The organism is Gracilibacillus salitolerans (genome assembly GCF_009650095.1).
Classification (GTDB): domain Bacteria; phylum Bacillota; class Bacilli; order Bacillales; family Amphibacillaceae; genus Gracilibacillus; species Gracilibacillus salitolerans.
The window spans coordinates 573,535-597,832 of sequence record NZ_CP045915.1; the positions used below are offsets into that span (position 1 = coordinate 573,535).

The window sequence follows — 24,298 nt, forward strand, 5'->3', positions numbered from 1 at the left end:
ACATGACTTTTTCTTTCGCCCTTTTTTCCGTCTGCTGATAGACGTTTGAGTAATGTTGGACATGATCAAAACTCCTTCATCATACAAGATTATGAAACATTCCTATCTTATTTTATGTGATCGCTATAAAAGCGTTCGGGAGTACTGTAAAAACGGTGAAAATGTCTAATTCACCTCTACTCTTATTATAAAGTTTTAATTGAATATCAATTAAGCTGAGGAAAGGGAATAGCTTTCCTCAGCGTCAGATAAACACTCGCTTTTATACAGTTATATACCTTTAAAAGTTTCTAAATAGATTTGCTTTAATTCTTTAACAAGTGGTAATTTAGGGTTTGCGGTTGTACATTGGTCCTCGAAAGCTTTGTCAGCTAAGCGATCGACTTGTTTCATAAAGGTTTCTTTTTTCACGCCATTTGCTTCTATGCTCATCGGAATATCCACTTGTTTAGCAAGTTTACACACCGATTTTACTAAACTTTCCACACCTTCTTCTGTTGTACGAGCAGGAAGCCCTAGTACCTTTGCTATTTCTGCATATCGCTGATCCGCAACAAAATGTTCATACTTTGGAAAGGAAACAAATTTTGTTGGCTTTTTAGCATTATAGCGAATAACGTGTGGCATGAGAATCGCATTTGCGCGTCCGTGTGCAATTTGGAATTCTGCTCCCAGCTTATGTGCCAAGCTATGATTAATCCCCAGAAATGCATTGGCAAAAGCCATTCCAGCGATAGTAGATGCGTTATGCATTTTTTCTCTTGCTTTTTCATTGTTGCCATCTTTATAAACAATAGGTAAATATTCAAAAACTAATTGTATCGCTTTTATCGCCAGCCCATCTGTATAGTCATTTGCCATGTTGGATACATAAGCCTCAATCGCATGTGTCAGTACGTCCATACCAGTATCAGCAGTAACTACAGGTGGAACCGTCATGACAAATTGAGGGTCAATTATCGCAACGTCTGGTGTTAAGGCATAATCAGCTAGTGGATATTTGATGTTATTTTCTTTATCCGTAATAACGGAGAAAGGTGTTACTTCGGAACCTGTTCCAGAAGTCGTTGGAATTGCCACAAATTGTGCTTGTTTTCCGAGCTCAGGGTATTTATAGACTCGTTTGCGAATATCTAAGAATTTTTGCTTGATGCCATTAAAGTCTGTCTCAGGGTGTTCATAGAATAGCCACATACCTTTCGCTGCGTCCATGGCAGACCCACCACCAATGGCGATAATGACATCTGGTTGGAATTTATTCATTTCTGCAGTACCCCGCATGACAGTTTCTATTGATGGATCCGGTTCTACATCAGAAAAGATTTCGCAATGTACGTAGTCGGCTCGTTTGCGTAAATAATAGAGTGCTTTATCTACATAACCTAGTTGTCTCATTACTGGGTCAGTGACGATAAAAGCTCTTGTTATTTTTGGCATTTTCCCCAAATACTGTACTGCGTTTTTCTCAAAATAGATTTTTGGTGGCACTTTAAACCATTGCATATTGACGTTTCTTTTTGCTGTTTTTTTCGTATTGGTCAGGTGAATTACACCAACATTAGTTGAAACAGAGTTACCACCATAAGATCCACATCCTAATGTTAGTGAAGGAAGATAAGCATTGTAAATATCTCCGATCGCACCTTGAGAAGAAGGAGCATTAATAATAATTCGACCTGCTTTCATTCGGTTACCAAATGCTTCGATAATTTCCTGATCATTAGAATGGATTACAGCAGAGTGACCGAGACCACCGAACTCAAGCATTTCTTCACAACGTTTGAATCCTTCCTGATAGTTTTTAACTTGGTAGCATGCCAGAATTGGACTTAATTTCTCACGAGAGAGTGGTTCATCTGGTCCAACGGTTTTTAATTCGGCAACAAGGATTTTAGTGTCTGCAGGAACATTAATTCCGGCTTTTTTAGCAATTTCTATAGGAGTTTTTCCTACGATATCGGCGTTTACTGCGCACGTTTTTTCATTAATTGCCAGTTTCTCTAGCTTTTTCTTTTCCTCTGTGTTTAAGAAGTAGCAATGATTGTCTAGCATTTCCTGTTGTACTTTTTGATAGATAGCTTGATCAATGATCATTGCTTGCTCAGACGCACAAATCATGCCGTTATCAAAAGTCTTAGAAAGAATTAAGTCATTAACAGCTCGTTTAATATCGGTAGTTTTCTCAAAGTAACATGGTACATTCCCAGGTCCTACGCCAAGTGCGGGTTTTCCAGAACTGTAGGCTGATTTAACCATTCCAGCACCGCCTGTCGCTAGAATAAGTGCGATATCTTCATGTGTCATCAACTCTTGTGTTGCTTCAATACTAGGTTGTTCAATCCATTGGATGCAATGTTTTGGTGCACCAGCTTTCATCGCAGCCTGATACAATATATTAGCTGCTTCTGTACTACTTTTTTGAGCAGAAGGATGAAAAGCAAATATGATTGGATTTCCAGTTTTTATCGCAATCAAAGTTTTGAACATGGTCGTAGAAGTTGGGTTGGTAACGGGTGTTACACCAGCGATAACACCAATAGGTTCTGCTATTTCTATAACACCATCATGTTGGTTCTCATTAATGATTCCAACTGTTTTGTCATATTTAAGATTATGATAGATGTATTCTGTGGCAAATATATTTTTGATTATTTTATCTTCGTATACACCTCTGTTTGTTTCTTCTACTGCCAGTTTTGCCAATGTCATGTGTGCATCTAAACCAGCAAGCGCCATAGTCTTAACAATGTTGTTGATTTCTTCTTGATCTAATTGCTTCAATTCTGATAATGCTACTTTACCTTGTTTTACTTTTTGATCAATAGTTTGCTTAACATTAAGGTTTTTCTTAAGAGTAGATGTATTCATCATAATTTCCTCCTTATTTAATGTGAAATAATGAGCATGATCAAGCAAAAAAATGAATGTCCGTTATATCATTGGTGGGGTAGCGTGCAATTTTAATAAAGGTAAGATCTTGGTACATTCGTGATGTGTTTTTCAATAAGATGACGTAGTGCTTTGTCCAAATCATGGTAGGATAAGCTTTGTTCTGCTCTAAGAGAAGAGCTTCAAACTTGTCACCAACTTCTTCTTCAAATGTTTTTTGGTTGTAATAGTCAGTGTCTGTTTTAAAATCAATCCATTCGTAATGAATCATTATTTTCCCCTCCTTTATTAACCTCCTTTATCTGTTCTGAATCAATCTTAACAGATGAAAGCGCATACGATTCATGTAGCTTATGACTATTTTGTGAAATATTTCACAATAATGTATTGTGTTATAATTGGTTTTATTCTAAAGAAAGGGAAGGATACGGGACATGTGGGTTGTTATTATTGTTTGTATTATTATAGTGATTGCTGTATTAGCATTGTCAATTATGACATTAAATAAAGGGTATGGATATAAACATACAATTGATCCATTACCAAGTGAGCAGGAAAATAGTGAAGGAAAAGAAGCAGGAACCGACCAAACAGAGAACTATACGGATGAAAATAAAGACAGTGACCGATAACCAAAACGGTCACTGTTTTTATTTATAGGAAAGCATTGCGCGTTATCCATAAACTGCGAAGTAACTTTTGTGTTCCTCCCATTCTATTTGAGATGAGTGCTAGTCCGACGCTGCGGAAAAACACGCCCTTTCCGTGGGGAACGCTTCAGCCTCCTCGCGAGCAAAGAACGCTCACTGCGGGGTCTTCAGACTGTTCCTTTCCCACAGGAATGTCGCATTTTTCCGCAGCTTTGAATAGTGTTCTAATAAAGTGATAGAAAGTTCCAAGAATATAGTTCCATGAGTCCATTTCTTTCAACAATCAGAACTCCAAAATTAGCGGAGGCAGAATACGCAGACTCCTGTGGGAACAGCGCGAGCTGAAGACCCCACAGAAAAGCGCACTTTGCTTTTTGAGGAGGCTGAGGCCGTGCCCACGGAAAGCGAAGTATTCTGCCGAAGCGGTATTCCAGCACTCACTATAAAAGAGTGGAAGAAAGCATCACTCTGAAAATTTTCATTAGTTCGCAGTTTGTATCGAATACGTATAAGTAAGTACCGACTGGGTTATGCCGCCTCCTTATTATAAAGAAGCTTTATATATGGCGATCGCATCATCACGGTTAAGTTTTTTGAAATTACCGAACTCAGGTCCTGCGATCACTGTTTTATCTGCCATTTCCTCGATACTTTCTTCCGAAATATCATAATCAGATAAGCGGGAAGGTGCTTCGATGCGATTCCAGAATGCACGAAGTTTAGCGATTCCTTCTAAACCAACTTCTTTATCTGATTTACCATTAGGATCCACATCGAATACACGGACAGCTAATTGTTTAAAACGACCTATGTTTTCGTCGATTGCATATTCCATCCAATTTGGGAAGAGGATCGCAAGGCCTCCACCGTGTGGAATGTCATGTACGGCTGAAACAGCATGTTCTAGGTTGTGTGTTGCCCAATCCCCATGATAACCCATATTTACCATACCATTTAACGCCATTGTACCATTATATAAGACAGTTGCACGAAGCTCTTCATTTTCAAGATTTTCTAATAATTTTGGAGCTGTTTCTACCATCGTTTGTAGAATTCCTTCTACCATACGATCTTGTAACAATGTATTCTCTTCATGATGGAAATAATGCTCTAGCGCATGTGACATAATATCTACCATGCCATAAATTGTTTGGTCTTTCGGTACTGTTTTGGTGAAATTAGGATCCAAAATCGAGAAAACAGGGTAAGTATAGGGACTTCCCCAACCATGTTTTTCATTTGTTTCCCAATTTGTGATGACAGATCCTGGATTCATTTCTGATCCGGTTGCTGCCAATGTCAAAACAGTTCCGAATGGAAGTGCACCAGTAGCATTTGTTTTCTTGGTTACAATATCCCAAATATCATCTTCAGATTTGGCACCTGCAGCAATAGCTTTAGTACAGTCAATCGTACTACCACCACCGACCGCCAGGATGAAATCTATCTTTTCTTCTTTACAAATTTCAATGCCTTTACGTGCAGTCGTGACACGAGGATTTGGTTCGACACCACTTAATTCAAATACATTTTTATTTTCTTTCTTCAATATATCGATTACTTGGTCGTATAAGCCATTGCGTTTAATGCTTCCTCCACCATAGACAAGAAGAATATTATCACCGTAACTTTGTAATTCTGTTTGTAAGTTCTCTAATTGCCCTTGACCGAAATATAATTTCGTCGGGTTATGAAAAATGAAATTTTGCATGTTTTTTACCTCCATTGAATCAACATTCACTTTTAAATATGGCAATAATTTCAGTATGTGTAAAGAATTCTGCTTGATAATTCTCGACAGAGAATTTGTGAACAAATTCTTAAAATTATTAAAAACGGCATAAATTTGTTCACTTTTTCACATGACAAACATGAAACAAAGGAATATACTATTATTATAAACATGCTCAATGATGAACAAATTGAAGAGGAGGAACACAAAATGAAACTAGCAGAGAGAATGGATCAAAGCAAGGTCGCCTGGCATGGCTTTGCCACAGGTCGTTGGCAGGAAGAAATTGATGTGCGAGACTTCATAATGAAAAACTTCACCTTGTATGAAGGTGATGAGTTATTTTTAACAGATGCAACAGAGGATACCTTGAAATTGTGGGAACAAGTGATGGAGTTGACGAAACGAGAGCAAGAGAACGGAGGTGTTTACGACTTAGATACAGAGATTGTTTCAACGATTACTTCTCATGGAGCAGGTTATTTAGATAGAATGAAAGAAAAGATAGTGGGGGTACAGACAGATCATCCATTTAAACGTTCCTTGCAGCCATTTGGAGGTATACGTATGGCAGTGGCAGCAGCAGAGTCCTATGGTTATCAAGTTGACGAAAATATTGTGAAAACATTCACAGAATATAGAAAAACACATAATCAGGGCGTATTCGATGCATATACGAAAGAAATGTTGTTAGCTCGAAAAGCAGGAATTGTAACAGGACTTCCAGATGCATACGGACGTGGGAGAATCATCGGTGATTATCGTCGGGTTGCTTTATACGGCGTGGATAGGCTGATAGCAGATAAGCAAGAACAATTGGAAATTGTTGGTGGCAATGGCCGGATGAATGAAGAAGTGATTAGGGATCGAGAAGAAATCACGGAACAAATAAGAGCATTACAACAGTTAAAACAATTAGGAGAAATATATGGTTTCGATTTATCGCGTCCAGCCAACGATGCCCGCGAAGCGGTACAGTGGTTATATTTAGCGTATTTGGCTGCAATAAAAGAACAAAATGGTGCGGCGATGAGTTTGGGTAGAGTATCTACTTTCTTGGATGTTTATATGGAAAGGGATTTAGCGAAAGGATATTTAACAGAACAGGAAGCACAAGAGTTGATCGATCATTTTGTCATGAAACTTCGTCTGGTGAAATTTGCGAGAACACCAGATTACAACGAATTATTTAGTGGAGACCCAACTTGGGTAACAGAATCAATTGGTGGTATAGCATTAGATGGTCGTCCTTTAGTTACAAAAAATTCATTCCGCATTTTGCACACATTAACTAATTTAGGACCGGCACCTGAACCAAACCTGACAGTACTGTGGTCAACCCGCTTGCCAGAACCGTTTAAAAAATATTGTGCCAATATGTCGATTGCTACAAGCTCCATTCAATATGAGAATGATGACCTCATGCGTGACCTATATGGTGATGATTATGGTATCGCATGTTGTGTATCTGCCATGCGAATCGGTAAACAAATGCAGTTCTTCGGTGCCAGAGCCAATCTCGCGAAAGCACTATTGTATGCGATTAATGGAGGGGTTGATGAAAAATTAAAAATGCAAGTAGGACCGGCCTATGCTCCGATTACTTCTGATTTGTTAGATTATGATGAGGTGTTGGAAAAATATGATCGAATGCTAGAGTGGCTTGCTGGCCTTTACGTTAACGCATTAAATATTATTCACTATATGCATGATAAATACAGCTATGAACGATTAGAAATGGCACTCCATGATCGAGAAGTACTTCGAACAATGGCTTGTGGTATTGCAGGATTGTCCGTTGTTGCTGATTCACTAAGTGCAATCAAGTATGCCAAGGTAAGAACAATTCGTGATGAAAATGGTTTGGCAATTGACTATGAAATAGACGGTGATTTTCCGAAATACGGAAATAATGATGATCGGGTAGATCAGATTGCCAAAGACCTTGTCAAAACATTCATGAATAAAATAGAGAAGCATAAAACCTACCGTAGAGCAACACCAACTCAGTCGATTCTTACCATTACATCCAATGTTGTCTACGGTAAGAAAACCGGTAACACACCAGACGGCAGAAAAGCAGGAGAACCGTTCGCGCCTGGAGCAAATCCGTTACATGGGCGTGATACGAAGGGGTCATTGGCATCCCTCAGTTCTGTAGCAAAATTGCCTTATGAATTTGCATTAGATGGTATTTCCAATACTTTTTCCATTGTTCCAAAAGCGCTTGGGAAAGAAGAAGAAACTAGAATAAGGAATTTAGCTGGTATGTTAGATGGTTATGCAATAAAACGAGGTCATCACTTAAATATAAATGTCTTCGAGAGAGAAAAGCTGATGGATGCAATGGAGCATCCAGAAAAATATCCGCAATTAACGATTCGTGTTTCAGGATATGCGGTCAACTTTAATAAATTAACACGGGAACAGCAAATTGATGTGATTAATCGTACGTTCCATGAAAGTATGTAAGGCTAAATAAAAAGAGAGGTGAGTATGATGATTGGAAGAATTCACTCTGTTGAAACTTGTGGTACGGTAGATGGACCTGGTTTGCGGTATGTCATATTTATGCAAGGCTGTTTGTTAAGATGTCAGTATTGCCACAACCCAGATACTTGGAGAAGAGGAGATGGAAAAAACATAACCGTAGAAGAATTAGTAGAAGATATTCAATCATACTTGCCTTTCTTTCAAGCCTCAGGGGGAGGAGTTACGGTTAGTGGTGGCGAACCATTGTTACAGGTGGACTTTTTGACAGCTCTTTTTACTGAATTAAAGAAACTTGGAGTCCATACAACCATTGATAGTTGTGGAGGATGTTTTTCCACTTCACCATACTTTCTTGAAAAGCTCGATAAGTTAATTCAAGTAACTGATCTAGTACTATTAGATTTAAAACATATTGATTTGGTAAAACATCAAGTATTAACAGGTATGTCCAATCAGCATATTTTGCGATTCGCACAACACCTTGATCAACGAAGAATGCCTGTTTGGATCAGGCATGTGTTAGTTCCAACGATAAGTGATGATGATGATGCACTTAAAAGATTGGCAGCATTTATCCAGACTCTGTCCAATGTCGAAAAAATTGAAGTGTTACCCTATCATAAACTCGGCATATACAAATGGAAAGAGCTTGGTTTGGATTATCCACTAGAAGGAATAGAGCCACCATCACAAGAGCGGGTGATCAATGCAGAAAAAATATTACATCTAGCTTTACAAACAGAAAAATTTCTCCATTCCAGTTAATTGAATGTTTAATAATTGAAGGAAAAGGAATAGTATTGGTAGAATAAATACTATAGAACAAAAGTATACGTTCTAATTTTAATTTGAAGGAGTGGATAGAGTGAGTAACAAATTATTTACATCCAAAGCAACTGCACAAGGTGGCCGTGACGGTCATGTCAAATCAGATGACGGTTTAATTGATTTAAACCTGGTAAATCCAGCGGGTGATGGTGATGGAACAGGCTCTAATCCAGAACAATTATTTGCTGCAGGTTATTCTGCATGCTATGACGGTGCTTTGAACTTAATGGCATCCAAACAAAAGAAAGATATTGAATCTTCTATTACGTCAGAAGTGAGCTTATTAAAAGATGAAGCTGACGGAGGATTTAAAATCGGAGTGGTACTTAACGTGGAAATTAAAGGCGTATCACAAGAAGAAGCAGAAGAACTAGCAAAACAAGCACATGACTTTTGCCCATACTCCAAAGCAACTAGAGGCAATATTGATGTAGAATTAAAAACAAAAGCTGTTTAAATATAGAAAGAGCGCGGTGTTTTGGTACACCGCGCTCTTTTTATTACGAGCGATTTTTAAAGTATTCTGAAAAAGCCTGAACGAATTCAATTCCCTGGTATATCCAAACACTCAAGGCTGCAAAGGAAAATAGGCCTATTACAAAAAATCGGAACCACATAATTATACCTCCTTCAATTTATTTTTGTGGAAGGGGTACAAATGTGATCAGATAATTAGATTGATAAAATACCGCATGTAGATAATGTCGCGATACAAACGCCTGTTGAAGAGAATAAATAATCGTGAATAGTAGTAATGTGCCAATCATTACTCGATGTTCATTTAAAATACCTTTGTCTGCCGTTGAATCATGATAATCTGCATCAAAATAAGCAACATGTAGTCCTTCGTTTAATTCGATGTTAAATGTTATGTTAGATTGATAACTTGATAGTGAGATAAAGTGAGAAATGGTTAACATCATCATGATAAGAATGAGGAATTTTCTCATAAGTTCAACCATCTCCTTTTCTTATCCATATGCCCAGTATACTCCTGATATCTAGATGGGTAAAGTTACTTTCAGTATAATTTACATTACTTTTATAAGACTTTCTTATTTCTACTGGCCCCTAAACCGAAACCAGTCATGATCAATGTAACAACTAATATAGTCATAATAGAAGGTTGCCAATGGTTTGTAATGTCAAAAATAAGCCCGATGACTATTGGCCCAACCGATGCTAACAGGTAACCAAAAGATTGTGACATACCTGATAATTCTGCAGCTTGCCTCGAGTTAGAGGTTCTTAAGCCAAGTAAGGCTAATGCTAAACTTATGCTTGCCCCTAACATAATCCCAATTAACGTAATCGCTATTGTGGATCCGATAATATCAGGCTCAAAATATAATATGCTATACCCGATAAGTCCGGACAAACCAAATACTGCCACGACAGGCTGTTGGTTTTTCAATTTACCTGCAATAACAGGTGTGAAGAAAGTAGCAGGAAGACTGATGAATTGCATATATGCTACATACCATCCAGCAACTGCCCCTGAAAACCCATTGGAAATCAATATTTCAGCTAACCATGAGATCGTTACATAAAATAAAAAAGACTGTAATCCCATAAATAAGGTGACTTGCCAGGCAACCGGTGAACGCAATAATTGGACCGTGCTCGGTTCATACAACTCACGATCTTCTTTAAGTGGTCCTTTATTCATTGTAACTAGCCACACAGTAATACCAATAATTGTTAATATGCTCCAACTGGCTAATGACCATTTCCAACCGAGTCCAGAAGTTGTTGTAAGTGGCACACTTAAACCAGAGGCCAAAGCTGCAAAAATAGACATAGACGTTGTGTAAACGCCCGTCATTAAACCGATTTTCTCCGGGAAATTACTTTTAATGAGACTAGGTAAAATAACATTAATGACAGCAATCCCGATCCCAATCAGTATAGTACCGACAAATAATAATAAAATGGATGTTGTAGAACGAATCCAAATACCAATTAATAATGTGATAAGACCATAAAGCAATGCTCTTTCATTACTGGTTCGATTGGCAATCCGAGGTGCAATAGGTGACATAAAAGCAAAGGCAATTAGAGGTAGACTGGTTAAAAAGCCTGCACTCCAATTGCTGATCGATAAATCTTCCCGGATAATTCCAATAATGGGACCGACAGAGGTAATCGCAGGTCTTAAATTAAAGGCTAAAAGAATAATACCAATAATAAAAAGGAGCGTATAATGCTTTTTTGTTACATGTGATTTTGTTTTCATTTTTTCACCTTTTTTCAAAGTTTTCATTAACAATTGACATACAGAATATGCTAAAATAAGTAAGAAACTATCAATAGATTTTGCATTATAATAGAATAACATACATAAAGTGAGACTTCCATCAGTGAGGGTCTTACGGACGGTTAGCGCCGTGATAAATCACTAGTGAAGGTTAACTATGGTGAAGGAAGGTCTACAATGGAGAATAAGGTTATTAAAGAATTACTATCATGGTTGAAGGCATTGTTGGTTGCTATTATTATCGTACTTTTGTGTCGGCACTTTTTGATTACACCTTCCGTTGTGAAAGGTGAATCGATGATGCCAAATTTAGAAGATGGGGATCGGATTATTTTGAGTAAAATAAGTAATATAGATCGCTTTGATGAAATTGCCTTCGAAGCCCCAGATTCGAACGATAATTATGTGAAGAGAGTGGTAGGCTTTCCTGGTGATACGATCGAAATGAGAGATGATAATCTGTATATTAATGGAGAGCTCTATGAAGAATCGTATCTTGATGACTACAAATCAGCTCTTTCTGAAGGGCAAAAGCTGACAAATGATTTTACACTTAAAGAATTAACAGGTAAAGAAAGTGTTCCTGACGGCAAAATATTTGTATTAGGTGATAATCGAAGAGTGAGTAAAGATAGCCGTCAATTTGGTTTTGTTGACGAAGAATCTGTCATTGGAGATGTCAAAATGCGTATCTGGCCGATTGGTTCAATTGGGATTATTAACTAGATGCTGGAATACTTGACAATTAACCATATCCGTGTTTTATTGGTTATAACTTCATAATAAAATTCCGCTAGGGGTGCTGCATGAGCAGCTGAGATAAGAATCGAATTCTTGATCCCTTTGAACCTGAACTGGTTAAGACCAGCGTAGGAAAGTGGAGTCGGATGGTGTGTGGAAGACATGCACCTTATTTTTTGATATGGATTATTCAAAAAGCCGCTCTGCTACCCGCGAGCGGCTTTTTATGATGGAAATATATATTATTTGGAGGCAGGAGAAATGACATTTAGTCAAGAATTGCGTGTAGCGGCAGATGATATTTATCAAGGTATTTTTGAACATCCTTTTGTAGTTGGAATTGGAGAAGGGAGTCTACACAAAGAAGCGATCATTCATTATGTAAAAGCAGATTTTGAGTATCTCAATGCGTTTATGAACATTTATGGTATTGCAATTGCGAAAAGTAGTACAAGAGAAGATATGACGTATTTCTATGAAAAAATCGGTTTTATCTTAAATAGTGAAATCCATCCTCATCATAACTTATGTCGTGTAGCTGGAGTTGGCTATGATGAATTACAAGGATATCCTTTGCCACCGACAGCTGATCACTATGTAGCACATATGAAAAGTGTAGCACAGCAGGGAAGTAGTGGTGAATTAATTGCGGCATTGTTACCTTGTCCATGGACTTATTTGGAAATTGGACATTATTTAAAAGATAAATATCAACCGGCAGAGAACCATCCTTTTTATGAATGGATTACGTTTTACGCGAAAGAAGATACAGCAACCGTTACAACGGAACTATGTGAGCGTTTAGATCAATGGGCACAACAAGTCGGAGAAGCGGAAAAACAAAAAGCAAAGCTAGCCTTTATCAAAAGCTGTCAGTTGGAGTATTTATTCTGGGAGATGGCTTATAATGTCGAAGAATGGCCGTTTTCGTTAGATGGAATGGGGGAATAGAAATGGATAAGGTGGCATCAGCACTCACGATAGCTGGGACAGATCCTTCAGGTGGTGCCGGTATTCAGGCAGATTTAAAAGTGTTTCAAGAGCAACAAGTTTATGGTATGAGTGTGATTACCTCTGTAGTAGCGCAAAATACACTTGGTGTCCAAGATGTACAGCATTTGAGTATTGATTTTATTGAAAAACAATTAGATGCCGTTTTAACAGATATTCAACCACAAGCAATCAAGACAGGAATGATCGCTACTGTCGATATGATGAAATTAATAGCTAATAAACTAACAAATTCAGATATTCCTTATGTTATTGATCCGGTAATGGTGGCGAAAAGCGGGGATTCCTTAATGGATGAAACATCAAGACAAGTTATTCGTAATACCTTGATTCCTCTTGCTACCGTTGTCACACCAAATATACCAGAGGCTGAAATTTTGGTAGGATTCGAGATTCACCATAATCAAGATGCAGAAAAAGCAGCGAAAGTTATTGTCGATGACCTTGGTGCGAAGGCTGCTGTTGTCAAAGGTGGTCATTTAGAAGGAGAAGCAGTCGATGTTTTATATGATGGTGTAGATCTCCACTATTTAAAAGTAGACCGTTTTGATACGAAGCATACGCATGGAACAGGCTGTACCTTCTCTGCAGCCATTACAGCTGAATTGGCAAAAGGTAAGTCAGTAAAAGACGCTGTAGTAATTGGTAAGGACTTTATTACAGATGCTATCCAATATCCACTTGAGTTAGGTAATGGACATGGTCCGACTAATCATTGGGGCTACAGGCTAAAAGGTTTACCCGGGCAAAGGGAGGCAAACAAGTGAATCACTTAATTGATGAAGTACGAAAGCAGCAACCACTAATTCATAACATTACAAACCAAGTAGTCATGAACTTTACAGCAAATGGTTTATATGCTGTCGGTGCAGCACCCGTGATGGCTCATGCCAAAGAAGAAGTAGAAGAAATGGCGCAGATTGCGAGTGCTCTTCTGTTGAATATTGGAACACTAACAAAAGAACAAGTTGATGCAATGGTTTTGGCGGGTAAAGCTGCTAATCAAGCAGGAGTACCTGTAGTGTTAGACCCGGTTGGTGTAGGTGCCACTACATTTCGTACAGATTCCGCTAAACGTATCTTACAGGAAGTGAACGTAACATGTATTAGAGGAAATGCAGGGGAAATTGCCAATTTAGCTGGAGTAGGCGCTCAAGTTCGTGGTGTCGAAGGTTCAAGTGATATCGATGTCCAACAATTAGCAAGCCTAGCTTTTGACACATTACAAGTGCCACTTGCTATTACAGGAGAAAAAGACGTGGTTATCGATAAGAATGAGCAAGTTATTATCTCCAATGGTCATCCGCTTCTGACAAAAGTTACTGGTGCAGGATGTTTACTATCGGCCGTCATTGCCGCTTTCTTATCTGTAAGTGACAAGGTGACAGACGCAATAAGTGGTGCGCTTAGCTATTATGGTGTGGCAGCGGAAAATGCAGCAGAAAAGCATCAATATCCAGGTAGTTTTCAAATAGCTTTCCTGGATCAACTTTTTGCAGTAGATGGAGCAGAAGTCAACAAGAAAAAACGAATAACTAGGAGTTCCTAAAACAATGAAACGTGATTTATTGCAAGTCTATTTTATTCTCGGAAGTAATAATACAGAAGAAGATCCTTTATATGTCTTGGAAGAAGCATTGAAGGGTGGTATTACGCTTTTTCAGTTCCGTGAAAAAGGTCGCGGTGCACTCGAAGGAGTGGCTAAAAAACAATTAGCCATTCAGATGAAAGAGCTATGTCATCAATATCGCGTCCCCTTTTTGGTGAATGATGATGTTCCATTAGCGCTAGGGGTAGAGGCTGATGGTGTGCATGTAGGGCAAGACGATATGTCGATACACGAAGTAAGAAAAATGGTCCCCAGCAATTGGTTAGTTGGTGTGTCATCGACTAATGCAGAGGAAGCCATTCAGGCAAAGAAAGACGGTGCAGACTATATAGGGGTTGGTCCTATTAATAGCACCAATACAAAAACGGATGCGAAACAACCGATTGGAGCTGAAGGTTTACAAGAAATAAGAGAAAGAGTGGGTGACCTGCCGATTGTGGCGATTGGCGGTATCCGGTTAGGACACGTGATTCGACTGGTGCAATCTGGTGCTGATGGAGTCTCTGTCATATCAGCCATTAGCCAATCGGTAAACCCGCGGACAACAGCAGGAGCTTTTTTAAAACATGCAAATTATTATTCACGGGAGCAATGATTCGATAATAGGGTCTTACTTTTGATACACTAATACTATCAAAGTGAAGGAGGTAATATTGTGCGTCTTGAAAATAAAAAAGTAATAGCTTTAGTGGACGAAGATTTTGAAGATCTGGAACTATGGTACCCTGTTTTACGTTTGCGTGAAGAGGGTGCAACGGTACATCTGGTGGGGAAAGAAGCCAATCAAAAATATATCGGGAAGTATGGTGTTCCAGCAGAATCTGAATATAGTTTTTCCGATATTACCGCAGAAGATTATGATGGTATCTTAGTGCCTGGTGGATGGGCGCCGGATAAACTAAGAAGGTTCCCAGAAGTATTAGAAATGGTCCGTTATATGGATCAAGCGAAAAAGCCTATCGGCCAAATTTGCCATGCAGGATGGGTACTGATATCTGCTGGTATTTTACGTGGCAAAAAAGTAACCAGTACTCCAGGAATAAAAGATGACATGACAAATGCAGGTAGTTTATGGAGTGATGAACCAGTCGTAACAGATGGACATCTCATTTCCAGCCGTCGCCCACCAGATTTACCTCCATATGTGAAAGCATATGCGGACTTTTTAGCGAATCAGTAAACAAACTTGATCTTACAGGGATTTCCTTGTAAGATCTTTTTATACTATACAACATCGATAAACTTCGCAGTAACTTTATCTGTTCTTATATAAATGATGTAAGGGACAAATCCCTTAAGTTTGATCAAATATTTGTTGAATAAATGGAGATAAACAACAAATCTTCTAGGGGTGACCATAGGTTTTTTATTAAAATTGAGTTATCAATCATTGTTTATAATGGAGAAATAACGGGAACAGCGTGTGATGACAAGCAAGTATAATAATACACTAGACACATTTTTTTAAATGTAGAATTGGAGCTTTGATACATGGATATTTTATGGTGGATATTGATAATCGTATGTTTTGTATTGGCGTTTGCGGGAATTATTTTCCCGATCATTCCGTCAGTATTGGTGATTTGGATTGGTTTTTTTATTTATCAATTTGCCCTCGCGGCTGAGAATATTGGCTGGATCTTCTGGGTGGCAATGGCTGTTTTGACCTTGCTGTTGATATCTTCTGATATTATTGCAAATAGCTATTTTGTGAAGAAATTTGGTGGCAGTAAAACAGGAGAGCGGATGGCAGCTGTTGGGGTGATTGTTGGTTCATTTATTATCCCACCATTCGGTATTATTATTGTTCCGTTTTTATTAGTGATCGTAACGGAAATGATTCAGAAAAAAACATCACAAGAAGCATTTAAGGCAGCGCTAGGATCCTTGATTGGATTTCTAAGCGGAACCTTCGCGAAAATTATAATTCAGTTGATCATGATCATCTGGTTTTTTATCGTTATTTAATGGAAATCAGACATCGAGGTGTTACAAATGAAGCGAGTATTAACAATTGCTGGAGCTGCTGCACAAGGAAGTGCTGGTATTCAAGCGGACTTAAAGACATTCCAAGAACGGGATGTATACGGTATGTCAGTAATTACAGCAACAGTGGCCAATAATACCAAAACAGATCAAGGGATTTTTATTCGGGAGATAGAAGAGATTGAAGCACAGTTTTATGCTGCAACAGAGATGGTTGGTGTGGATGCTATTAAAACGGGTATGCTTTTTTCTGCTCAAATTATTGAAAAAATAAGTCATTTGCTTGAAGATCTCCTTGTACCATATAAAGTAATAGATCCAGTGATGATCGGTAAAATGGGATCACAACTGCTAGCAGATGACGCGATAGAAGTATTAAAGGAACAGTTAATTCCACAAGCGACAGTGATTACACCAAATCGATTAGAAGCAGAAAAATTATTAGGTCGAGAAATTCCGTCTGAGTTGAATGCTCTAAAAGAAGCGACAAGGGAGTTATATGGCCTCAAACCTCAATCAGTTTTATTAAAGGCAGGAAAAGTAGAGGATCGAGCAGTTGATATTTATTATGATGGTAAGGCATTTGAAGTATTCGAAATGCCTTTGATTGATACGATACATACCAGTGGAGCTGGATGTACATTTGCTGCTTGTCTAACTGCTGAATTGGCGAAAAATGTACCGATGACAGATGCTATTGAGACAAGTAAACAGTTTGTACATGCCGCTATTGAACACGCGTTGTCCTTTGGAAAAGGTATAGGTTCGGTTAGACATGGTGCGTCTAGACAAAAATAAACCACCTTTCGTAACTACTGGCAATAAGCATGGAAATAAGGCTAAAAAAAGAGCAGTTGCTTGAATGCAACTGCCCAAAAAAAGATAGAACAAATAAGATAGATAACAACTTACGAAAAGAAGTAGTTTATGCGAACTGCTTCTTTTTTGTTAATGTTATATTACCTAACATTAGTTGTTATATATTGTATCATAATCGAAAGTTAGCGAAAAATCAAGTAAATATGAAACGAAATACGGTGTTATAACGTATAGAATATGGAATAAAGAGGAGGTTCGATATGACTACATCAATGGAATTGCAAGATGTACATAAATCAATAGGAAATAAACAAATAATCAAAGGATTGAATTTTACGATTAAAAAAGGGGAAGTGTTCGGTTTTTTAGGGCCTAATGGAGCCGGTAAAACAACTACTATTCGCATGATGGTAGGTTTAATGAAAATTACATCAGGTGATATCAAGATAAATGGAATAAGTATAAAAAGTAACTTTAAAGAAGCGATTCGGCATGTAGGAGCAATTGTGGAAAATCCGGAAATGTACCCGTTTATGTCTGGATGGAAAAATCTTAAACACTATGCTCGCATGATACCAGGGATTACTGATGAAAGAATAAATGAAGTGATTAAATTAGTAGGTTTAGAAAAAGCTGTTAATGAGAAGGTTGGTAAATATTCATTAGGTATGAGGCAGAGAATGGGGATCGCCCAAGCATTACTACACAAACCTTCCATTTTAATCTTAGATGAGCCAACTAATGGTTTGGATCCATCTGGTATACGCGAAATAAGAAGTTACATAAGAAATATGGCAGAAAAAGAGCAGGTATCGGTTATTGTATCCAGTCACTTATTATCTGAAATAGAATTAATGTGCGATCGAATTGGTATTATTAAGAATGGCGAATTAATTACGGTAGAAGAAGTCCAGGATACTAATACAGAGAATGACCTTGTTACTGTGAAGCTAGACGTGGATGATAATGAAAAAGCGAAGTCTATTCTCCAAGATCAACTTGAACTTGAAACCAAAATAGTCCAAGAGCGTGTGGTGGCAAATCTTCCAAAAAGTACAGTACCGCAATTGGTGAGAAAATTAGTGGAGGAAGATATAGCAATCTATGAAGTAGCAGTAGAACGTAGCAGATTGGAAGATAAATTTTTTGAGTTGATTGGAGAGAATACCATTGCTTAACTTTATATCATTATTGAAAAATGAACAACTGAAGCTTTATTCGCGTTTCGCTACTTGGTCCATGTTTATCATTTTGGCTGGCATTCTGCTTGTGGGAGCTCTCATTGTATTTGTTTTTGGAGAAGAAGACGAACAAACATATGGAGATAACTGGAAGGAACAGCTCACTCAAGAAAATGAAGAATTACTTGAAGTAAATGAGGAAATGGAATTTTTAGGTTTTGATTCTGAAATAGCAATAAATGAATATCATATAGAGAATGATGTCAAGCCTCTTCCATATGATGCGTGGCAATTTACGCTTGAGAACGCTGGGCTGTCCATGATCATTAGTTTATTTACTATTATTGTAGCAGCAGGCATTATTTCAAATGAATATCGATGGGGCACGATCAAATTATTATTAATTCGACCGATTTCCAGAACTAAAATTTTATTTTCAAAATTTGTATCGGTTTTACTATTTTCTGTGACTATGCTTGTTTTTCTATTTATAATCAGTTTAGTTATAGGTGCTATTTTCTTTGGAATCAATGGTTGGAATCCTGATTTGGTTCAAATGGGAGCAGATGGAATTGAAGAAATCTCTATTTTTGCAGAAATATTTACACAATACGGCTTAAATATGGTAAATTTAGTGATGATGGCAACATTTGCTTTTATGATTTCGACATTGTTTAGAAGTAGTGCGATGGCGATAGGATTAGCCATATTCCTAATGTTTACTGGAAATACCATTATTGGTTTCGTGGCAGAGTACGATTGGGCGAAATATATTTTGTTTGCTAACACCAATTTGAACCAATATATTGGAAATGGAAGTCCAATTATTGATAGCATGACACTAGGGTTTTCGATTACAATCTTAGTCATTTACTTTGTATTGTTTTTGCTCGTTTCATGGCTATCATTTACAAAGCGTGATATTGCAGGTAATTAATAAATAAGGGGAGTAGAGAACTATGAAAAGAACAGTAGAGGTAGTTTTATCGATTATCGGAGCATTTGTATATTCACTGGGAGCTTTATTTGGTGGCTTGTTCCGCATGTTGGATGGAGAAAATGAAATGATGCAAGACCTACTTAGAGAAGATCCACAACTTACTGAAAGTGACATAGCAGATGTTCAAATGCTACTGGATGGAGTCGGTTCGGTTGGTACAATGTTGATTGTAGGTTCGATCATTGCTATTGTAGCTGGTATTGTTGCGATGATTTTCTTTAAAGGAAACAGTAAACCAAAAGCTGCAAGTATCATTTTACTCGTAGTTGGCGTTGTAACAACAATCATTACATTTGGTCTTGCGATATTTGCAGGAATCTTCTATATAATAGCCGGTATCATGGGACTTGTCCGTAAACCTAAGCAAGAAATCAATATGGAGCAATATTAAAATAATACGCTCTGATAAAATAAACTAACAAGCTTAAATCCGTTTCAATCATAAATGAAACGGATTTAAGTTTTTTTAATTAACAAAGCAAAGAACTTTGCCCAAAATACATAAACTGCGAAGTAACTTTTGCGAGGATTTGCCTTCTTCCGTTTTAAATTTTGATGAGATTTGGCATACGCTTCGGCAGAATACTGCGCTTTCCGTGGGCTCGGCTTCAGCTAACTTTGTGAAGGAAACCACTTCACAAAGTGGATCTTCAGCTCTCGCTGTCCCACAGGAGTCTCCGTATTCTGCCTCCGCTAATAGTGACGTTCTATTGTGGCAAGAAGCAATCCTTTGGAAATATAATCAATGGACTTCCTCTTACTTAACTAAAGAATTACACCAAGCTGCGGAAAAATGCGACACTCCTAGGGAACCAGTGCGAGCTGAAGATCCCGCAGTGAGTGGTCTTTGCTCGCGAGGAAGCTGAAGCCGTGCCCCTGGAAAGGGAGTATTTTTCCGCAGCGACGGTTTACCACTCATACATGAAAGAATGGGAGAAAGTATCGCTAAAAAGAATTTTCACTATGTCGCAGTTTTTATCTATTACGTATCAGGTGAACAAAGTAGGACCGGGCGGGTTATGCCCGGTTTTAGGCTGCGACTGGATAGGTGAGTCTCCTGCGAGTGAGGCTATTCTTTCTGTTTTTTGACGTTCTTTTTAATAACAAAAAATACAACGAGGCCGGTCATCAGGAATAGAATAATAATAGGCGCATTGCCGATAAGAAATACAAAAAGCCCAGATGCAATCGACAGGAGTACCTGTATGCTTTTCAGGAATTGATCTTTTGTTTTTTCCCACGTACTTAATGATTCATCTTGAACGGAAGGCATATCAACTCTACGTTCTGTCAGTTCCATCTCAATGGTTGCATAGTCAGACTGGTTTTCTAAATAATTTATTTTCCCCGTTAATTGTTCAATGTCTTCTTGTACAGCTGCTAAGTCGTCGGATATCTTTAATAGATCCTCTGTTTTCTCCGCTTCTTCCATAAAAGCAAGTAATCGTTCCTCGACCACTTCTTTCGATTTCAATCTGGAAGTTAAGTCAACATATTGCTCCGTGACATCTTCTCCACTAACTGATTTTTCCAGAATTTTTAAATTACCGTTTTCAACTATTGCGATAAAATCTCGAAAATTGTCAGCCGGGATCCGGACGGTCATTCTGCCATATCGTTCTGCATCTTCTCCGTGGTTTATATCATTGGAATTGACAACATATCCATCATAATTAATTGTTTCTTTTTCTAAAAAATCAACTGTTTCATCAAATGTTTCTGTTTCTAAATGTAAATGAGCATTATGGATGATTTTTCTATCCTCTACATTTTCCAAGCTTTCCTCATTATCTTCACTTACCGCTACTTCCTCTGCTTCATCCATTTCAACTTTATTTTCTAATTGGCTATTATTAGTACTCATGCCCGCTTGACCGCTTGACTCTTCACTAGTGGCTACATCTTCGTCAGCTGATTCGTAGCTGTTATCCTCAGCGTTGTTGGAGCAAGCAGATAGGAAAACAATCAACATCAATACATATACTATTTTTTTCAAATTGACCACTCCTTTTGTTGGATTAGACGTGGCAAAAGCAGAGAGGTTACAGAAAAGGCAATAATTTATATTTATTCATTGACTTGTATATTTTCTGCTGGTGTGGTGCCAACAATGAAAAAACATCTAAACTTTTGCTTTATCCTCTGCGGAAGGCATGATCGATTAGGAATGCCACTTTGCGTAGCAATATCGATTCCCCCTGTTGCACGTGCCCAGTACAAACGTCGCTTAACAGGTTCTTGCGCTTTCCCATAAAAAAATAAAAAAATTTCAGGATAACTGTTGAATTAATATACTAAATAGTGCATAATAATACATAATTAATCAAACGAACACATCTAGAAATAGATAATACACTTAAGGAGAGGTTATTTCATGGGTAAAGAAAAAATTGTTTTAGCTTATTCTGGGGGACTTGATACCTCTGTTGCAATTAAATGGTTACAAGATAAATACAATTATGATGTTATTGCGGTTGGTTTGGATGTCGGTGAAGGAAAAGATTTAGAATTTGTGAAAAAGAAAGCTATTGATGTAGGTGCAATTAAATCCTACTCTGTTGATGCTAAACAGCTTTTTGCGGAAGATTTTGTTTTACCTGCATTACAGGCGAACGTTATGTATGAAGACAAATATCCATTAGTGTCAGCATTATCTCGTCCGTTAATTGCAAAAGTACTTGTAGATATAGCGGAAAAAGAAGGAGCAGTGGCGGTTGCACACGGTTGTACGGGTAAAGGTAATGACCAAGTGCGTTTCGATGTTGCCTTTACATCTTTGAATCCAGACCTTAAAATTGTTGCTCCGGTTCGTGAGTGGAGAATGACCAGAGATGAAGAAATTAAATATGCAGAAGAAAATGGTATTCCAATTCCAATTGATTTAGACAGTCCGTATAGTGTTGACCAAAACCTTTGGGGACGTGCAAATGAATGTGGTATTTTAGAGGACCCGTGGGCAGTGGCTCCTGAAGATGCATTTGAATTAACAGTTAACCCAGTAGATGCTCCTGATGAGCCAGAAATTATTGAAATTGAGTTCAAGCAAGGAAAGCCTGTTGCGATTAATGGTCAGGAATACCCATTACATGAATTAATTCTAAAACTGAATGATATTGCAGGTAAGCACGGTATTGGAAGAATCGATCACGTAGAGAACCGTCTTGTTGGTATTAAATCACGTGAAATTTATGAAGCACCAGCAGCTATTACCCTTATTAAGGCACATCATGAAATTGAGTCTATTACACTTCCGAGAGAAGTTACCAAATTCAAGCCAGTAGTAGAACAACAATTAGAACAGGCAATTTATGATGGGCTTTGGTTTACACAATTAACAGATGCACTCAAAGCTTTTATTACGGAAACACAAAAATATGTAAATGGCGTTGCAAAAGTTCAATTGTATAAAGGTCAAGCATTTGTAGTAGGACGTAAATCAGAAAATTCATTATATGATCTTGATCTTGCTACTTATAACAAAGGTGATCAATTTGATCATGACGCAGCTCTTGGCTTTATTAAATTGTGGGGATTACCGACAAAAGTACATTCAACAGTAAATGATGTACATGCGGATAAAGCGAAAATAATGGAAAAAACAAAAATTGATATAAAGGAATCAGTGAAATTATGAAATTATGGGGCGGACGATTTACAAAACCAACAAATGAATTAGTCGATGAATATACAGCATCGATCAGTTTTGATAAAAAATTAGCACAATACGATATTCAAGGCAGTCTAGCACATGTGGAAATGCTTGCGGAATGCGAGATCATCCCAGTAGAAGATGCTGAAGCAATTAAAAAAGGCTTGAAGATTGTAGCTGGAAAAATTGAAGCTGGAGAAGCAGAATTAACAGAAGCAAACGAAGATATTCATATGAATGTCGAGAAATTGCTTATTGATGAAGTCGGTGCTGTTGGTGGTAAATTACACACTGGAAGAAGTAGAAATGATCAGGTGGCGCTGGATATGCGTTTGTATTTACGCGATTCGCTTGTAACATTAGTCGAATTGCTAACGAATTTACAAGAGGCGCTTCTGACACAGGCAAAAGCGAATTTAGACACCATTTTGCCAGGATATACTCATTTGCAACGAGCACAACCAGTGTTGTTCGCCCATCATATGATGGCTTATGTATCCATGTTTGAACGTGATGCGGAAAGGTTATGTGACAGCTTCAAAAGGGTAAACCGCTCACCGCTTGGTGCGGGAGCGTTAGCGGGTACAACTTTTCCAATAGATCGACAGTATGTTGCAGAGAAACTGAACTTTGATGGTGTGGTGGAAAACAGCTTAGACGCTGTCAGTGATCGTGACTTTGTCGTCGAATTTTTATCTAATGCATCTTTAACGATTATGCACTTATCCCGTTTGAGTGAAGAATTAGTGCAATGGTCCAGTGCCGAGTTCAATTTTGTCGAATTAGATGATGCCTTCTGTACGGGTAGTAGTATGATGCCTCAGAAGAAAAATCCTGACGTGGCCGAATTAGTAAGAGGAAAAACAGGGCGTGTCTATGGAAATTTAATGGGGATGCTGACAACGTTGAAGGGTTTACCAATTGCATATAACAAAGATATGCAAGAGGATAAAGAAGGTATGTTTGATACAATGGAGACATTAAAAGGAGCACTTGCTCTTTTTGCACCGATGATCGAGACAATGGAAGTGAAGAAAGATAATATGTATGCAGCAGTCGCAGAGGATTTCTCTAATGCCACAGATTTAGCAGATTATTTAGTTAATAAAGATTTGCCATTCCGTGAAGCACATGCGGTTGTTGGGCAAGTTGTATTGCATTGTATACAGGAAAATAAATATTTACTGGATTTGAGCTTAGCGGATTTCCAAAGCTTTTCTGAGTTGATAGATGAAGATATTTACGATGTACTATCACCAAAAGCGGTTGTGAACGCTCGTGATGTTGTCGGAGGAACAGCAAAGAACCGTGTTGAAGATCAAATCCTACAGGCAGAAAGTCGTCTAACAGAAAGTAAAACATGGATCGAAACCCATGAGGAAAAAGTAAATGTTCTTAAAAAATAACTTGAAACGCAACTGACCAACTTCAGTTGCGTTTTTCTAATAATGAA

At 38.0% G+C, this 24,298-nt stretch carries 23 protein-coding genes and 1 riboswitch; of the genes, 17 read left to right on the forward strand and 6 right to left on the reverse strand.

Features of this window, described 5'->3' with window-relative positions; translation table 11 throughout:
• Positions 1-270: 270 nt before the first annotated feature.
• Both adhE and GI584_RS02880 read right to left on the reverse strand, forming a co-directional pair.
• Entirely contained in the window at positions 271-2,868 is a 2,598-nt protein-coding gene (gene adhE, locus GI584_RS02875; RefSeq protein ID WP_153790188.1) for a bifunctional acetaldehyde-CoA/alcohol dehydrogenase, read from the reverse strand.
• Between the two features lie 40 nt (positions 2,869-2,908).
• Positions 2,909-3,160, reverse strand: coding sequence for a hypothetical protein (locus GI584_RS02880; RefSeq protein ID WP_153790189.1), 252 nt, complete (start codon positions 3,158-3,160; stop codon positions 2,909-2,911).
• Between the two features lie 163 nt (positions 3,161-3,323).
• On the opposite strand from GI584_RS02880, the gene ytzI reads away from it, so the two are divergent.
• Complete coding sequence (gene ytzI, locus GI584_RS02885; RefSeq protein ID WP_100362119.1) at positions 3,324-3,521, forward strand: YtzI protein; 198 nt, start codon at positions 3,324-3,326, stop codon at positions 3,519-3,521.
• Between the two features lie 562 nt (positions 3,522-4,083).
• On the opposite strand, the gene GI584_RS02890 is transcribed toward ytzI, so the two are convergent.
• On the reverse strand, positions 4,084-5,250 hold the full coding sequence (locus GI584_RS02890) for an iron-containing alcohol dehydrogenase (RefSeq protein WP_153790190.1): 1,167 nt from the start codon (positions 5,248-5,250) through the stop codon (positions 4,084-4,086).
• Positions 5,251-5,499: 249 nt separating this feature from the next.
• Between GI584_RS02890 and pflB the strand changes: the two genes are divergently transcribed.
• The 3 genes from pflB to GI584_RS02905 all read left to right on the forward strand — a co-directional run bounded on the left by pflB (position 5,500) and on the right by GI584_RS02905 (position 9,049).
• The gene (pflB, locus tag GI584_RS02895) at positions 5,500-7,743 is read left to right on the forward strand and encodes a formate C-acetyltransferase (protein WP_407647408.1); all 2,244 of its coding nucleotides are present in this window, start codon (positions 5,500-5,502) and stop codon (positions 7,741-7,743) included.
• A 27-nt stretch (positions 7,744-7,770) separates the two neighbouring features.
• Positions 7,771-8,529 (forward strand): pyruvate formate-lyase-activating protein, encoded by a 759-nt coding sequence (pflA, locus tag GI584_RS02900; RefSeq protein ID WP_153792893.1) that lies wholly within the window; start codon positions 7,771-7,773, stop codon positions 8,527-8,529.
• 100 nt (positions 8,530-8,629) lie between these two features.
• Positions 8,630-9,049 (forward strand): organic hydroperoxide resistance protein, encoded by a 420-nt coding sequence (locus GI584_RS02905; protein ID WP_100362116.1) that lies wholly within the window; start codon positions 8,630-8,632, stop codon positions 9,047-9,049.
• Between the two features lie 178 nt (positions 9,050-9,227).
• Here the strand turns inward: GI584_RS02905 and GI584_RS02910 are convergent, their stop codons facing one another.
• Together GI584_RS02910 and GI584_RS02915 are read right to left on the reverse strand one after the other, a co-directional pair.
• Positions 9,228-9,542 carry a hypothetical protein gene (locus tag GI584_RS02910; protein ID WP_100362115.1) on the reverse strand — a complete coding sequence of 105 codons (315 nt, stop codon included), beginning with the start codon at positions 9,540-9,542 and terminating at the stop codon, positions 9,228-9,230.
• A 92-nt stretch (positions 9,543-9,634) separates the two neighbouring features.
• Entirely contained in the window at positions 9,635-10,828 is a 1,194-nt protein-coding gene (locus tag GI584_RS02915; RefSeq protein WP_325063419.1) for a CynX/NimT family MFS transporter, read from the reverse strand.
• Between the two features lie 198 nt (positions 10,829-11,026).
• On the opposite strand from GI584_RS02915, the gene lepB reads away from it, so the two are divergent.
• The 11 genes from lepB to GI584_RS02970 all read left to right on the forward strand — a co-directional run bounded on the left by lepB (position 11,027) and on the right by GI584_RS02970 (position 19,587).
• On the forward strand, positions 11,027-11,575 hold the full coding sequence (lepB, locus tag GI584_RS02920) for a signal peptidase I (protein ID WP_100362114.1): 549 nt from the start codon (positions 11,027-11,029) through the stop codon (positions 11,573-11,575).
• 59 nt (positions 11,576-11,634) lie between these two features.
• Positions 11,635-11,742: riboswitch (TPP riboswitch) on the forward strand.
• A 109-nt stretch (positions 11,743-11,851) separates the two neighbouring features.
• Positions 11,852-12,541: a thiaminase II gene (gene tenA / locus GI584_RS02925; protein WP_153790193.1), complete on the forward strand. Its 690-nt coding sequence runs from the start codon at positions 11,852-11,854 to the stop codon at positions 12,539-12,541.
• A gap of 2 nt (positions 12,542-12,543) precedes the next feature.
• Positions 12,544-13,368, forward strand: coding sequence for a bifunctional hydroxymethylpyrimidine kinase/phosphomethylpyrimidine kinase (thiD, locus tag GI584_RS02930; protein WP_153790194.1), 825 nt, complete (start codon positions 12,544-12,546; stop codon positions 13,366-13,368).
• Positions 13,365-14,150: a hydroxyethylthiazole kinase gene (gene thiM / locus GI584_RS02935; protein WP_100362111.1), complete on the forward strand. Its 786-nt coding sequence runs from the start codon at positions 13,365-13,367 to the stop codon at positions 14,148-14,150. The genes thiD (GI584_RS02930) and thiM overlap by 4 nt, the downstream gene beginning before the upstream one ends.
• A 4-nt stretch (positions 14,151-14,154) precedes the next feature.
• On the forward strand, positions 14,155-14,805 hold the full coding sequence (gene thiE / locus GI584_RS02940; protein ID WP_153790195.1) for a thiamine phosphate synthase: 651 nt from the start codon (positions 14,155-14,157) through the stop codon (positions 14,803-14,805).
• Between the two features lie 60 nt (positions 14,806-14,865).
• Positions 14,866-15,390, forward strand: coding sequence for a type 1 glutamine amidotransferase domain-containing protein (locus GI584_RS02945; RefSeq protein WP_100362109.1), 525 nt, complete (start codon positions 14,866-14,868; stop codon positions 15,388-15,390).
• A 311-nt stretch (positions 15,391-15,701) separates the two neighbouring features.
• Complete coding sequence (locus GI584_RS02950; protein WP_100362108.1) at positions 15,702-16,178, forward strand: DUF456 domain-containing protein; 477 nt, start codon at positions 15,702-15,704, stop codon at positions 16,176-16,178.
• A 27-nt stretch (positions 16,179-16,205) separates the two neighbouring features.
• Positions 16,206-16,994, forward strand: coding sequence for a bifunctional hydroxymethylpyrimidine kinase/phosphomethylpyrimidine kinase (thiD, locus tag GI584_RS02955; RefSeq protein WP_153790196.1), 789 nt, complete (start codon positions 16,206-16,208; stop codon positions 16,992-16,994).
• A gap of 281 nt (positions 16,995-17,275) precedes the next feature.
• Positions 17,276-18,193, forward strand: a complete 918-nt coding sequence (locus GI584_RS02960) for an ABC transporter ATP-binding protein (RefSeq protein WP_100362106.1) — start codon at positions 17,276-17,278, stop codon at positions 18,191-18,193.
• Positions 18,186-19,133 carry an ABC transporter permease gene (locus tag GI584_RS02965; RefSeq protein WP_100362105.1) on the forward strand — a complete coding sequence of 316 codons (948 nt, stop codon included), beginning with the start codon at positions 18,186-18,188 and terminating at the stop codon, positions 19,131-19,133. Before GI584_RS02960 ends, GI584_RS02965 begins: the two co-directional genes overlap by 8 nt.
• 22 nt (positions 19,134-19,155) lie before the next feature.
• Positions 19,156-19,587, forward strand: a complete 432-nt coding sequence (locus GI584_RS02970) for a DUF4064 domain-containing protein (RefSeq protein ID WP_100362104.1) — start codon at positions 19,156-19,158, stop codon at positions 19,585-19,587.
• Between the two features lie 678 nt (positions 19,588-20,265).
• On the opposite strand, the gene GI584_RS02975 is transcribed toward GI584_RS02970, so the two are convergent.
• Complete coding sequence (locus GI584_RS02975) at positions 20,266-21,192, reverse strand: DUF4349 domain-containing protein (protein WP_153790197.1); 927 nt, start codon at positions 21,190-21,192, stop codon at positions 20,266-20,268.
• Between the two features lie 378 nt (positions 21,193-21,570).
• Between GI584_RS02975 and GI584_RS02980 the strand changes: the two genes are divergently transcribed.
• Positions 21,571-22,830, forward strand: a complete 1,260-nt coding sequence (locus tag GI584_RS02980; protein WP_100362101.1) for an argininosuccinate synthase — start codon at positions 21,571-21,573, stop codon at positions 22,828-22,830.
• Entirely contained in the window at positions 22,827-24,251 is a 1,425-nt protein-coding gene (argH, locus tag GI584_RS02985; RefSeq protein WP_153790198.1) for an argininosuccinate lyase, read from the forward strand. The genes GI584_RS02980 and argH overlap by 4 nt, the downstream gene beginning before the upstream one ends.
• The last annotated feature ends 47 nt before the right edge of the window (positions 24,252-24,298 follow it).

Coding starts and splice junctions, on each gene's coding strand:
- adhE (WP_153790188.1), bottom strand. CDS start 2,868: ATGAATACATCTACTCTTAAGAAAAACCTTAATGTTAAGCAAACTATT.
- GI584_RS02880 (WP_153790189.1), bottom strand. CDS start 3,160: ATGATTCATTACGAATGGATTGATTTTAAAACAGACACTGACTATTAC.
- ytzI (WP_100362119.1), top strand. CDS start 3,324: ATGTGGGTTGTTATTATTGTTTGTATTATTATAGTGATTGCTGTATTA.
- GI584_RS02890 (WP_153790190.1), bottom strand. CDS start 5,250: ATGCAAAATTTCATTTTTCATAACCCGACGAAATTATATTTCGGTCAA.
- pflB (WP_407647408.1), top strand. CDS start 5,500: ATGGATCAAAGCAAGGTCGCCTGGCATGGCTTTGCCACAGGTCGTTGG.
- pflA (WP_153792893.1), top strand. CDS start 7,771: ATGATTGGAAGAATTCACTCTGTTGAAACTTGTGGTACGGTAGATGGA.
- GI584_RS02910 (WP_100362115.1), bottom strand. CDS start 9,542: ATGAGAAAATTCCTCATTCTTATCATGATGATGTTAACCATTTCTCAC.
- GI584_RS02915 (WP_325063419.1), bottom strand. CDS start 10,828: ATGAAAACAAAATCACATGTAACAAAAAAGCATTATACGCTCCTTTTT.
- lepB (WP_100362114.1), top strand. CDS start 11,027: ATGGAGAATAAGGTTATTAAAGAATTACTATCATGGTTGAAGGCATTG.
- tenA (WP_153790193.1), top strand. CDS start 11,852: ATGACATTTAGTCAAGAATTGCGTGTAGCGGCAGATGATATTTATCAA.
- thiD (WP_153790194.1), top strand. CDS start 12,544: ATGGATAAGGTGGCATCAGCACTCACGATAGCTGGGACAGATCCTTCA.
- thiE (WP_153790195.1), top strand. CDS start 14,155: ATGAAACGTGATTTATTGCAAGTCTATTTTATTCTCGGAAGTAATAAT.
- GI584_RS02950 (WP_100362108.1), top strand. CDS start 15,702: ATGGATATTTTATGGTGGATATTGATAATCGTATGTTTTGTATTGGCG.
- thiD (WP_153790196.1), top strand. CDS start 16,206: ATGAAGCGAGTATTAACAATTGCTGGAGCTGCTGCACAAGGAAGTGCT.
- GI584_RS02960 (WP_100362106.1), top strand. CDS start 17,276: ATGACTACATCAATGGAATTGCAAGATGTACATAAATCAATAGGAAAT.
- GI584_RS02970 (WP_100362104.1), top strand. CDS start 19,156: ATGAAAAGAACAGTAGAGGTAGTTTTATCGATTATCGGAGCATTTGTA.
- GI584_RS02980 (WP_100362101.1), top strand. CDS start 21,571: ATGGGTAAAGAAAAAATTGTTTTAGCTTATTCTGGGGGACTTGATACC.
- argH (WP_153790198.1), top strand. CDS start 22,827: ATGAAATTATGGGGCGGACGATTTACAAAACCAACAAATGAATTAGTC.